10 protein-coding genes are annotated in these 12,830 nt (G+C 53.9%); 3 read left to right on the forward strand and 7 right to left on the reverse strand.

Annotated features, from left to right (window positions below):
* Positions 1–3: 3 nt before the first annotated feature.
* The 4 genes from ACUTSU_RS06740 to puuR all read right to left on the reverse strand — a co-directional run bounded on the left by ACUTSU_RS06740 (position 4) and on the right by puuR (position 5,514).
* A complete protein-coding gene (locus ACUTSU_RS06740) occupies positions 4–1,992 on the reverse strand; it encodes a ligand-gated channel protein (protein WP_445650347.1) in 1,989 nt (662 codons plus the stop codon).
* A 254-nt stretch (positions 1,993–2,246) separates the two neighbouring features.
* The gene (locus ACUTSU_RS06745; RefSeq protein ID WP_445650348.1) at positions 2,247–3,242 is read right to left on the reverse strand and encodes an ABC transporter permease; all 996 of its coding nucleotides are present in this window, start codon (positions 3,240–3,242) and stop codon (positions 2,247–2,249) included.
* Positions 3,239–4,750 (reverse strand): sugar ABC transporter ATP-binding protein, encoded by a 1,512-nt coding sequence (locus tag ACUTSU_RS06750; protein ID WP_445653934.1) that lies wholly within the window; start codon positions 4,748–4,750, stop codon positions 3,239–3,241. The genes ACUTSU_RS06745 and ACUTSU_RS06750 overlap by 4 nt, the downstream gene beginning before the upstream one ends.
* A gap of 206 nt (positions 4,751–4,956) precedes the next feature.
* Entirely contained in the window at positions 4,957–5,514 is a 558-nt protein-coding gene (puuR, locus tag ACUTSU_RS06755; RefSeq protein ID WP_445650350.1) for an HTH-type transcriptional regulator PuuR, read from the reverse strand.
* 393 nt (positions 5,515–5,907) lie between these two features.
* On the opposite strand from puuR, the gene ACUTSU_RS06760 reads away from it, so the two are divergent.
* Both ACUTSU_RS06760 and ACUTSU_RS06765 read left to right on the forward strand, forming a co-directional pair.
* Complete coding sequence (locus ACUTSU_RS06760; RefSeq protein WP_445650351.1) at positions 5,908–7,326, forward strand: glutamine synthetase family protein; 1,419 nt, start codon at positions 5,908–5,910, stop codon at positions 7,324–7,326.
* 533 nt (positions 7,327–7,859) lie between these two features.
* A complete protein-coding gene (locus ACUTSU_RS06765; RefSeq protein ID WP_445650352.1) occupies positions 7,860–9,227 on the forward strand; it encodes an APC family permease in 1,368 nt (455 codons plus the stop codon).
* A 200-nt stretch (positions 9,228–9,427) separates the two neighbouring features.
* Here ACUTSU_RS06765 and sbcB read toward each other — a convergent pair whose 3' ends face one another.
* The 3 genes from sbcB to ACUTSU_RS06780 all read right to left on the reverse strand — a co-directional run bounded on the left by sbcB (position 9,428) and on the right by ACUTSU_RS06780 (position 11,432).
* Entirely contained in the window at positions 9,428–10,855 is a 1,428-nt protein-coding gene (gene sbcB, locus ACUTSU_RS06770; protein ID WP_445650353.1) for an exodeoxyribonuclease I, read from the reverse strand.
* 99 nt (positions 10,856–10,954) lie between these two features.
* Entirely contained in the window at positions 10,955–11,146 is a 192-nt protein-coding gene (locus ACUTSU_RS06775) for a DNA polymerase III subunit theta (RefSeq protein WP_012145929.1), read from the reverse strand.
* 76 nt (positions 11,147–11,222) lie between these two features.
* Complete coding sequence (locus ACUTSU_RS06780; protein ID WP_445650354.1) at positions 11,223–11,432, reverse strand: hypothetical protein; 210 nt, start codon at positions 11,430–11,432, stop codon at positions 11,223–11,225.
* Between the two features lie 258 nt (positions 11,433–11,690).
* On the opposite strand from ACUTSU_RS06780, the gene ACUTSU_RS06785 reads away from it, so the two are divergent.
* On the forward strand, positions 11,691–12,800 hold the full coding sequence (locus ACUTSU_RS06785) for an SDR family oxidoreductase (RefSeq protein ID WP_445650355.1): 1,110 nt from the start codon (positions 11,691–11,693) through the stop codon (positions 12,798–12,800).
* Positions 12,801–12,830: the final 30 nt, after the last annotated feature.

A 12,830-nucleotide genomic window follows, 5' to 3' on the forward strand; every position in this document is an offset into this window, starting at 1 on the left:
GAATCAGAAGTTGTAGGTCATGCCGACGGTGTAACGGCGGCCATCGAGCGTGGTGTTGTAGTTGTCGTAATCCACGGTTTTGTCGAGGATGTTGTAAACCCCGCCGGTGACCTGCAGGTTCTTGTTGGCCTTATAGCTCAGACCGGCGTCGACAAAGGTGTAAGACGGGGTGCTCTTGGCCATTGAAGTGCGGCTGAGGTACTCCGATGTTTTGCTGCGGAAGTTAACGCGTGACCACAGGCTGACGTCGTGAGTTGCTTGCCAATCCAGCACGCTGTTAATCATATGTTTTGGCATCTGGTTCAGCGCCTGGCCCTGGAATTCCCCACTTTTCTGTTCGGATGAGGTATAGGTGTAGTTGGTATTCCACTTCCAGTCCTTGTTGATCTGCCAGCCAAAGGTGGTTTCTACGCCGCGCATATTGGCTTTATCCACGTTGGTGCGATCGCTGATAAAGTCATAGGGTTCACCGCCAATGGTACAGTCCGGGGTATCTTCACAGCGTCTGACTTCGGTGATCTTGTCTTTGAAATCGGTGTTGAACACCGTCACGCCGGCGTTCAGGCCTTGCTGGTTATCCCACATAACGGCGATTTCTTCGCTCAGGCTTTTCTCTGGCTGCAGGTCCGGGTTGCCGACGATAATCCCTTTACGTACGCCACCGCCGGTAGTCTGGCCCCAACTGGCAGAGGATTGGCGTAGATCCGGCGAACGGTAGCCGGCGGAAACGCCGCCTTTCAGGGTAAATTGTTCGGTCAGGTGCCAGACGCCGTACATGCGCGGTGTCCAGTGGTTGCCGTAGTTCTGGTCCTGATCCATACGGATACCGCTGGTCAGGCTGAAGTCATTGGTCATCGCCCATTCGTCTTCGGCAAACAGCGCCCAACTCCAGCGAGTTAGCTGGTTCAAGCCTTGAGCCGCCTTAAGCTTGTTGCCGCTGTCGCCCAGCTTTTCGTAACGATACTGGCCGCCCAGGTTCAGCATATGGGCGCCCAGTTCAAACTGGTTCTGGGTGTTGAAGATGGTGTTATACATCTTCATGTTACGGCCCGGGTTATTGGTTTCTTCACGCTGGATGTAGCTGGTGGTATTACCGAAGTCGTAATAACCGTTATGCGTCAGGGCATAGTTGGTGCGGGTATACTTGCTTTCGCTGACTTTGCTCGGGGTACATTTTCCTTTGCTGCAACGCTCAGTAACCACCGACATCCCCGGCGTGCTGTTACGGTCCTGCAGCGAGCGGCCAACTTCAAAGTCGAATTCGTTTTTATCATCCGGTGTCAGGGTAAACACCGCGGTGCCGCTGCGCATGCGCTGTTCATTGAAGCCGTTGACGATTTTATCCTCGGCACGGCGCGACAGCAGGCCGTTGACCCGCAGGCCCAGCAGGCCGTCAATTAGCGGGCCGGAGGCGTAGGCGTTGGTCTGGAAAATATCGCCGGAGTCGCTGCGTTCCTGGAAGGTGGCGTCACCGTGCAGTGAGCCTTTCCATTCCGTTCTGGAAGTCTTGCGGGTGATCACGTTGATCACGCCGCCCATGGCGTCAGAACCATACAGAGAAGACATAGGCCCACGCACCACTTCAATGCGCTCAATGGCTTCCAGCGGCGGCAGCCAGCCCTGTTCGATGCCTGAGTTATCGCTGTTCGGGCGGGTGCCACGGGTGTCTACGCGTTTGCCGTCGACCAGAATCAGGGTGTATTTGGAGGACATGCCGCGGATGCTGATATCGCTGCTGCTGGCCCCGCCGGTGACTACCACGCCCGGCACGTCTTTCAATGCATCGGTGATATCGCGGTAGGCTTTGTCTTCAATCTGCTGCCGTGGGATTACCGAGATAGAAGCGGCGGAGTCCTGGATTTTTTGCTGGAAACCCGAGGCAGTAACCACCATGGTGTCCTGTGCGTCATTCTGTGGTGCGGCGAACGCACTGGCGCTGCCGAGTGCTGCAATAATCAGTGCGGTGAGCTGGTTATAACGTGGCTTTTCCATGAGGCAAACCTTTCCTGGTCTGATGTAAATCGACAAAATGTCGGTTTAACGTTTTGAATAATAGGTGGAAACGGAGCCTCGTCATTGCGAGGTTCATCGTTTCGGCAATATTTCGTCAGGCCATTGTAAGGATTTTAAACAAAATGTAAACACAAATGATAATTCGTATCATTCGTATGATTAAAAAAGAGAATGGGAGGATAACCGCATGAATTAAATGGAAAACCGGCGCGGCAGGGCGCGCGCCGGGGGAGTCAGCGTTTCTGGATGTAGGTGATCGCTAGCGCCAGAGCCAACACCAGGCCTTTGATAATGTCCATGGCGTAGTAAGGGACGGAGAGCATCACCAGGCCGTTTTGCAGCACACCGAGGATCACCGCACCGACCAGCGTGCCGAGCGCATTGGGCTTGCCTGAGCCAGCCAGTGAAAAACCAATGTAGGCGGCGGCGACCGCATCCATCAGATAACTGCCACCGGCGTTGACCTGCGAGGAACCAATACGTGACGCCAGTAGTATGCCGCCAAGCGAGGCCAGCAGGGCAGAAATGACATAAGCCGCAACCCTGTAACGTACGGTGCGAATCCCCGACAGGCGTGCTGCTTCCGGATTACCGCCGATGGCGTACATGCGGCGGCCATGCTTGGTCAATGACAGGAACAACTGCACGACAATGGTGACCGCCAGCATAATCAGCACGATCACCGGTACCTGGCCCAGAGATGAGAAGATATCAGGGATCAGGCCTTCCGCCATGTCGCCGTTCGGCAGCAGCATATTTTGGGTGATGGAGCCGCCGTAGCTGTAGGTCATCGCCACGCCCTGGATCACAAACAGGCTGGCCAGGGTCGCCAGCATATCGGGAATTTTCAGCACCACGATCAGGAAAGCGTTGAACAGACCGACCAGCGTGCAAATCAGCAACGTCAGCACAATCGCGCCGGTAGTTCCAAAGCCATACCAGACGAACAGCGAAACCACCAGGGCGTTAGCCAGTGACGCGGTAGAACCGACGGAAAGGTCAAAGCCGCCGACCGAAAGTGAGATGGAGACCCCGATGGCTATTACCGTGACGATGGCGATCGAGCGTAAGATATTGATGATGTTGTTGGGATCGAGAAAGTTGTCCGATGCCAGTCCGAACAGGGCGATCAGCGCGACAACCGTGAGTAACATCCCCCATTTATAGAGAAACTCAAACAGCTGATGGCGCCAGGGTTGCGCATTCTGCAGGGATAATTCTTTACTCACGCAGGGGTTCCTCCGGTGGAATACAGTAATAGGGTTTCTTCATCAATATCGGCGGCATTAAGTTCCGCCACTACCCGGCCATCCCACAGTACGCAGATGCGATCGCACAAACCGACCAGCTCCGAAAACTCGCCGGAAGCATAGATAATGCCTTTGCCGTCGCGCGCCAGGCCGTCGATCAGGGTGAACAGTTCCTGTTTGGCCTTGATATCCACCCCCTTTGTCGGCTCATCGAAAATCAGGATCCTGGCGTCACCGCGCAGCCATTTGCCAATGGCCACTTTTTGCTGGTTGCCGCCAGAAAGCCGGGCCAGCCGCTGCTGTGGACCGGAGGCGCGAATATTCAGGCGCTGCATAATGTCCCGCGCCCAGCGCAGTTCCTGACGACGACTAAACAGGCCCCAGCGTGAAAAACTGTCGTCGGCGCTGACGCTCAGGTTCATCGGGATGGTTTCATCAATAAAAATGCCTTCTTTACGACGCTCTTCCGGCACCAGTGCCAGCCCTTGTTCAACGCTGAGGTGTGGTGCTCGCGGGGCCCAGGTTTTACCCAGCAGTTCGCCTTGTGCAACCCGTGCCGGCGTGGCGCCGAACAGCGCTTTGCACAGTTCGGTTTTGCCCGCCCCGGCCAGCCCGGCAATGCCGAGGATTTCCCCCTGATACAGCCGCAGACTGACGTCGCGCAGTTTGTGACGATCGCTCAGGCCCTCCACTTGTAGCAGCGGGCGGGAACCGTGCGGCGGGCGTGGCGGCGGAAAGATATCATTCAACTGATGGCCGAGCATTTTCTCGACGATTTGCTCACCGCTCAGCCCCTGCATGGCGTCTTCGCTGACGTGGCGACCATCGCGCAGCACCGTCAGCCGGTCGCAAATTTCGCTCAGTTCATGAATACGGTGTGAAATAAACACCACGCCGATGCCTTCGGACTTAAGGCGGCGCACCACGCGGAACAGACGTTCGCTTTCGGCGCGATCGAGCGGGGCGGTAGGTTCATCGAGCACCAGGAAACGGCAGCGGTGGGATAACGCACGTGCCAACAGCACTTGCTGTTTTTCTGCCAGCGAGCACTCGGCCAAACGTTGGCTCAGGTTAATGGTTAGATCCAACTGGGCCAGTAGCTGCGCCGCCTGGCGGTACAATTGCGCCCAGTTCAGCAAATGCCCCGGCTCGTTCAGCCAGTCGAGCATGATATTTTCCGCCACCGACAGCGTGGGGATCAACGCCACATCGACTTCCTGCTGCACCACATGGATCCCGTGCTGACGAGCCTGCAGCGGCGAATGAATATCCACTTGTTGCCCATCGATAAAGATCTCGCCACGGTAATGATGGTGCGCGCCGGAGAGGATCGCCATCAGCGTGGATTTGCCTGCGCCGTTAGCGCCGACCAGTGCATGGGTAGAGCCGCCCTGCAGGGTGAAGTCGACGTTTTGCAGTGCGTTGAAGCCGGCAAAAGCGATCGAGATATTGCGCATCTCTAAGCGTGAGGGCGTAGTGGTTGGCATAGTGTGATTAAAAGACGTTTAGGTGTTTAGATGGCTAAATTAAGTCTTTTGTAACACAGATTATGTTTTTCTCAACAAACTAAATGGCATAATCAGGATGAAAATAATCTTTTGCTGATGAGGGGCCCGTTCAGAGGAGAGGGCAAAACTGAACGGGATACCGCGAAAAGGGAATAGCTGCCAGCGCCATCCCCTTGTCCGGTTTGTCAGAAGGTCGTCGGGGTGTGAGCGCTGACGATGCGGCAGACGCGCGCCGAGGTATTGCTGAAACTGTGGGGAATGCCAGTGTTGATGGCATAACTCTGGCCGGCGCTCAGGCAGTGAGTCTGACCGTTGATGGTCAGTATAATCTCGCCTTCCAGCAGGGTACCGATCTCCTCGCCCTGGTGCTTGATTTTTTCGCCGGTGGTGGTGCCGGGCTGGTAGGTTTCCAGCATCATTGCCAGATTGCGGGTTGGGTTACCGTTGTGCACCAGTTTCATCGAGACACCCTGACTGCCGATTTCGATCAGATCTTCGGCTTCGATCACCACTTTGGGTTCATTGGCGGCTTCTGGTTCGGCAAAGAATGCAGACAGAGACAGCCCATAGACCTTCAGCAACTTTTGCAGCGTACTGATAGCCGGGCTGACCTTGTCCTGCTCGATGGTGCTGATTGCGCTGTGGGTTAACCCGGACAGTTCGGCGACCCGGCGCTGCGACAAACCCAATTGCAGACGGATCTGTGACAGGCGCTTACCTGGCGCCAAGCTGACTTCGCTCATAGCGGTACTTCCTTCTGGTAGGGACAACAGGCAGAAATGAATAACAATGTCAGGTGCCTGTCTGAGTGAGTTCGACACGGCATGATATCGGTAATTGCGACCAATTTGGAAAATATATTGCCCATGATCCCCCCGTTCTGGTGGACGAAATTCTATACATAAAAAGGCAGTTAACACCTTTTCGGTCAATATTTTATCAATTTAGCAGTCGGTGGCGAATAATCAAACAGGATTGTAACATTTGCAAACCATTTGTGTTAAGGCTATGTTTCATATTATGGATGTTATTTTGAGCGCCAGTTCTGGCGCAGTCTACAGAGAAATCAGACCATGTGTTGAACCTATCGGCAGGTGAACGCGAACGCGTTCTCAGAGCATAATGGCGGGTGATGTATGCAAACCAATATCGCAGCAGTTGAAAATTTTGCACAGCATAATGAAGAGAGGCGAAGTAGCGCGTTCCAACGTGAGGTTGCTCATTATTTGGAACGCCACCCCTCAACGCAGTATATCGATATCCTTCTCACTGACCTGAATGGTTCCTTCCGCGGTAAACGCATCCCTGTCTCCGGACTGAAAAAATTGGAAAAAGGCTGTTACTTCCCCGCCTCGGTATTCGCTATGGATATTTTGGGCAATGTGGTGGAAGAGGCGGGCCTGGGCCAGGAACTGGGGGAACCGGACCGTGTTTGCATGCCGGTGCCCGGTTCACTGACTCCCTCAGCGGCGGACCCGGATAATATTGGCCAGGTATTACTGACCATGCTGGATGAAGATGGCACTCCCTTTGACGTTGAACCCCGTAATGTCCTGAATCGAGTGTGGCAGGCGTTGCGCCAGCGCGGCATGTTCCCGGTGGTAGCGGTAGAGTTGGAGTTCTATCTCATTGACAGGCAGCGAGACTCCGAGGGGTATTTACAGCCTCCCTGCGCGCCCGGTACCCAGGAGCGCAACATGCAGAGCCAGGTTTACTCGCTGGATAACCTGAATCATTTTGCTGAGGTGCTCAACGACATCGACACGCTGGCGCAGATGCAAGGCTTGCCGGCGGACGGTGCGGTGGCGGAGGCGTCCCCAGGCCAGTTCGAGGTGAATCTGCAGCATACCGATAACGTCTTGCTGGCCTGTGACCATGCTCTGGGGTTAAAGCGCCTGGTACGCATGGTGGCGGAAAATCATCATTTGCACGCCACCTTTATGGCCAAACCCTATGAAGAATACGCCGGTAGCGGCATGCACGTGCATATCAGCATGCTGGACGGCAACGGCAACAACCTGTTCGCGCAAGCGGACGGCGAAGATTCCCCCTTGCTGCATCGCGCGCTGGCCGGGATGATCACCTTAATGCCGGCCTCGATGGCGCTGCTGGCACCCAATGTGAATGCTTTCCGCCGTTTCCAGCCAGGCATGTATGTACCGACTCAGGCTTCCTGGGGACACAACAACCGCACCGTTGCACTGCGCATTCCTTGCGGCGAACCGGAAAATCATCGGGTGGAATACCGCGTTGCGGGTGCCGATGCCAACCCTTATCTGGTGGTGGCGGCGATACTGTCAGGCATTCTTTACGGTCTGGATAACGAACTGCCGTTGCCTGAGCCGGTGACCGGCAACGGGCTGGAGCAGGAAGGGTTGCCGTTCCCGATCCGTCAAAGCGATGCCCTGTACGAGTTTGAGCACCAGCATGAACTAACGCAGTATCTGGGTGAACGTTTTGCCCACGTTTACCACGCCTGCAAGCTGGACGAACTGATGCAGTTTGAGCGCTTGGTGACGGAAACCGAGATCGACTGGATGTTGAAAAATGCCTGAAGCGGCGTAAAATGTGCGTCATTAACTTGATAGGTGATAAAACGATAGCGGATTAATTCACCTGTAAGGGTGGTTTTCCGAACGATCGCAAAAAGAATTTGTGTAACAGACCTTCCTGATCTTGTCATCAGGAGGGGTTCTGGTGCAAAATATCCCAAATGCAGATAGCCGACGTTTTAACGCGTCGGTTATTTTTTTTGCATTTGTGTTTTACAAACTGTGCGTTTCATACACCAAGCGAGGCCGGACACCGATCCGGATAGATAAATAGTTTCGTGCGCGATCAAATAAAACTTTATGGTCGTGACTCATGAGGATAAGAAAGATGGGGCAATTTTTCACTTTAGCACCGGTGCCCGCCGGTTTCCGCTGCGGTCGCAGCGATTATGGAGCAGCCAAGGCCGCCTTGACTCGTTATCCAGCTTCCAATCCCCTTCTTTTTGAATTCAGTCGCAAGTTGCGAAGTTTCCCCGCAACCTTAAGTCTTGGCGTGTCTACGCTCCGCAAGACCGAAGGTAAGGGGGGGCTGCGTCATGTCCGATAACATCATCAATGCCGCTCCGGCTGAACGCGCACAGCTGCGTAAAACCCTGACTTTAGTTCCGGTAGTGATGATGGGGCTGGCTTACCTGCAGCCAATGACCATCTTCGATACCTTTGGCATCGTATCCGGCCTGACCGATGGTCACGTCGCCACTGCGTACGCCTTTGCTCTGCTGGCGGTGCTGTTTACCGCGCTGAGCTACGGCAAACTGGTACGGAAATTCCCGTCCGCCGGTTCTGCCTATACTTATGCCCAGAAAGCCATCAACCCGCACGTCGGCTTTATGGTGGGCTGGTCATCACTGCTGGACTACCTGTTCATGCCGATGATCAATATCCTGTTGGCCAAAATTTACCTGGAAGCCATTTTCCCGGGCGTGCCTTCGTGGATTTTCGTGGCGGCACTGGTTGCGCTGATGACGCTGTTCAACCTGCGCGGCATCAAGCTGGTGGCGAACCTGAACTCCATTATCGTGGTGGTGCAGGTGGCGATCATGATCGTGTTCCTGTTCCTGGTCGTGAACGGTATTTCACATGGTGAAGGTGCCGGTACACTGATCAGCAGCCGTCCGTTCTGGTCTGAGGGGGCGCACGTGGTGCCGATGATTACCGGTGCGACCATTCTGTGCTTCTCGTTCCTCGGTTTTGACGGTATCAGTTCGCTGTCGGAAGAAACCAAAGACGCGGAGAACGTGATCCCGAAAGCCATTTTCCTGACGGCGTTGATCGGCGGTATCATCTTTATCGTGGTGTCCTACTTTGTGCAGCTGTACTTCCCGGACATTTCACGCTTTAAAGATCCCGATGCGTCCCAGCCGGAAATCATGCTGTACGTGGCCGGCAAGTTCTTCCAGTCGGTGATCCTGGTGTTCTCCTGCGTGACCGTGCTGGCTTCAGGCATGGCATCGCACGCCGGTGTTTCGCGTCTGATGTATGTAATGGGTCGTGATGGCGTCTTCCCGGAGCGTTTCTTCGGTTATGTACACCCGAAATGGCGTACCCCGGCACTGAACGTGCTGCTGGTCGGCGTGATTGCGTTGTCTGCGGTTTCGTTTGATCTGGTTACCGCAACGGCGCTGATTAACTTCGGTGCGCTGGTGGCGTTCACCTTTGTGAACCTGTCGGTGATCTCGCAGTTCTATATCCGCGACAAGCTGAACCGTACCGTTAAAGACACCTTTAACTACCTGATCCTGCCAATTATGGGTGCGCTGACCGTAGGTGCACTGTGGCTGAATCTGGAGACCAGCTCAATGACGCTGGGCCTGGTGTGGGCGGCAATTGGTCTGATTTACCTGGCCTTTGTCACGCGCAGCTTCCGCCTGCCGGTACCACAGGCTAGCGAAGACGTAGCCTAAGCTTTCACCGCTTTGTGCATTAAAAAGGGCGCCTCGGCGCCCTTGATTGATGACAAACCCCCGAAAAACGTGGTTTTCGGGGGTTTGGGGTAAATCGTAAGACAGAATTCTTTGTTTTTATTAGTAATAAACCTATTACTTTAGTCACCAGGAACTTTGTCAGCAGTTTTAGGGCGCTTCGGCGCCCTTTGTTGTTTTTGTCAGCCGACCAGCTCTTTGCCGTAGTCAAACAGCGCTTTCAACAGCGCTGTCTTCTCTTGATCGCCTTCATGCAGGTTATACAGCGACTCCAGTTGCAGTACGTAGCTCTGTACTCGTTCGGCGCTCAACATCTCCTGACGATGCTGCAACCAGCGGCGTTGCTCGGCATCATCGAGCGTATTGGGGTAGTTGCGGGCGCGGAAGCGGAACAGCAGCTCTTTCAGACGGCTATCACTGAAGGTCAAATCCAGCGCCGGCAGGTTCTGCGGCTTGGTTTGCTGGATAATTTTCATCGTTGCCTTGTCGGCATCGCTGAAGAAACCGTCGTACAGCCGTGCATCGACATCATCAGAACCCTTGAAAGGCTCGGCATCGGCGAACAGTGCCACCACTTTTTCGCGCACTTGCGGATGCTGGCGTAACAGTTGCAGGTTTTGCAGGCAGGCCTGACGATCGATACCCAGCCGCTCGGCGTTTTCCGGCAACAGGGTTTTCGCCGGTGCCAGCACCGGACATTTGTTGATATGGACCAGTTTGATCGGCACCGGCGCTTGACCAGGGGCCAGATCCTCACGGCGGGTATACAGCCGTTCACGCAGCTCGTCGGCGTTCAGCGTCAGCAATGGCGTCATATCACCGGCCAAATCGCACATGATCACCGCGTTCTTGTTGTCGGGGTGCCAGGCCAGTGGCGATACCCAACTGGTGTTGCCACGTGCTGCACCGAACATGCCGGAAACGTGGACCAACGGTGTCATTTCTGCGATATCGATCAGCGCGTTCAGCTTATGTTTGTTGCGGTGCTGCAACAGGAAATCAAACAGCCGAGGCTGCGCCTGCTTGACCAGTTTGGCCATGGCGATGGTGGCGTAAACGTCCGACATGGCGTCGTGGGCATGTTCATGTTCAACGCCGTTGGCGCGGGTCAGGTGCTCCAGACGGAAGCTGGGGAAGCCATCTTCGTTCTCCGGCCAGACGATGCCGTCCGGGCGCAGTGCATAACAGGCACGCATAACGTCGAGCAGATCCCAGCGTGAGTTGCCATTCTGCCAACTGTAGGCATAGGGATCGTAGAAGTTGCGGTAGAAAATATTGCGACTGACTTCGTCATCAAAGCGGATATTGTTGTAACCCAAAATACAGGTGCCGGGCACGCTGAATGCCTGATGAATTTGCCGTGTGAACTCGGCTTCGTTAACGCCTTTGGCCAGTGCCAGTTGCGGAGTAATACCCGTGATCATCACCGCTTCGGGATCGGGCAGGTAGTCATCGGCCGGGGTGCAGTAGATGACCAGCGGCTCTTCGATGATATTGAAATCCATATCGGTACGCACACCGGCAAACTGCGCGGGGCGGTCCATCGATGGGCTTATACCGAAGGTCTCGTAGTCGTGAAAATAGAATGTGGCCGGTGCCTTGCTGCTCAAAATCGCATCTCTCGCGTGCGTAGGGAATATGCCCCTATTGTAACGGCGAGATGAACGATGCCAAGCGGTCGTTAGTGTTAATCACCGAAATGCGCTGTATTACGCACCGCGGTAGTAGTTCAGGCGTAAATGAAAGTAGGGGCGTAAATAGTCGGGCACCTGTTGTTCGGCGTTGCTGGCGTCATTGACGGTAATGCCATAGCGTTCGTTATAAATCACGCTGAGGGCCAGTAAATCGACTTCAATTTTTTCACGTTCTGCTTGCGGTAAGCTATCCAGCTTTCGACCCATATTATTCTCCCTGTGAATCAATGGGCATCATAGGATCCTTCGCCGCGCTTGTCCCTACCCCATTCAGGGGGGAACCTCAAGAGGTGTGCGACTGTGCCTGGAGGCTGTGGCCTGGGGTCGCTGCACCCTGAACATGTTGCGAGTATCTGACCGTAAAATCCTGCTGATTCTGAAGCTCTGCACGTTCATAGGCTTGATGGGCCAAGAAAATACCGCCGATCACCGCCAGCCAGAAAACGCCGCACAGGACCAGGATGCCCAACCAGACTTTTTGGTTATAGCTCATAAATACTCCTGAAGAGAAAAGGTAATAACATTCACCAGGAAATTAAATCAGAGTTAATATCAATACTATGTCAACGGAATCGTTTATCCTAAGATCTTTCCTATTAATGTTGTTACCAAACCCCTTCACGATGTTTCAAAATATTCCTTAAGATAATATTAAGAAAAGATAAATAAGTGCCACTGAGTTTTATTTAATATCTGTTTAATTGTCTCCCCCTACAATCAGCAGCATTCAATACCAATGTGGACACCTATTATGAAAACTCTGCTGTTAACCGGTGCTACCGGCTTTCTCGGTGGTGCAGTGCTTGAGAAATTACTGAAAGAAAATCAGTCGATTAACTATCTTCTGTTAGTGAGAGCTGAAAATGCACCGCAGGGGCTGGAACGTATTCGTCAGAATATGGAAAAATTTAATGTCGATGGAAGTTTATTCTCGAAAATCACGATAGAAAATATATTGTTGGGCGATTTAAGTGAGCCTGCTGACTTTTTGGCGGACTCACGAATTAACAATGTAACGCACGTTATTAATTGTGCCGCAGTAGCCTCTTTTGGCAACAACCCTCTTATTTGGAAGGTGAACGTCGAAGGGACACTGGCCTTTGCCGAGAGAATGGCGCAGGTGTCTGGATTAAAACGTTTCCTGCACGTAGGTACCGCCATGTCCTGTGCGCCGGAACCGGGTTCTCTGGTGGCAGAAAGCGGCGAATTTGAAGAAACCGCCGAGCATTTGGTGGAATACACTCGCTCCAAATCGACCATTGAACAGCTAATGCGTCAACGCTGCCCGCAGCTGCCGCTGGTGATTGCCCGCCCTTCGATCGTGGTGGGGCATACTCGCCTGGGTTGTCAGCCTTCCAGCAGTATTTTTTGGGTGTTCAGCATGGCGCTGATGCTGCGGAAGTTTATGTGTTCACTGCAGGACAACATCGACGTTATTCCGGTCGACTACTGTGCCGATGCGCTGGTGATGCTGATGAACAGCGAAACGTTGGATAATGATGTTTACCATATCTCGGCCGGTGAAGAGAGCAGCGTCAGCTTTGCGGATATCGATCGTGCCATTGCCGCCGCGCTGGAAAAGCCGCCGCTTGGCGATCATTATGCGCAGGTCAGTTACGAAGCGCTGCTGAAGATGCGTAAGCAACTGAAGGATATTTTCGGGCCTTGTAACGAACGACTGATGCTGAAGGCGATGCGCCTGTATGGATCCTTCGCCATGCTTAACGTGCGGTTCAGTAACGATAAAATTCTTAAGCTGGGCATGCCGAAACCACCGCGCTTTACCGACTACATCGACTGTTGCGTACAGTCGACTCGCGGATTATCGATCCAGCAGCAGATGGTGGTCGATTTTAAATAACAGCAAGGCGCCGACCTACGGTGCCCGGCT

The sequence above is a fragment of the Serratia sp. NA_13 genome, from assembly GCF_052691735.1.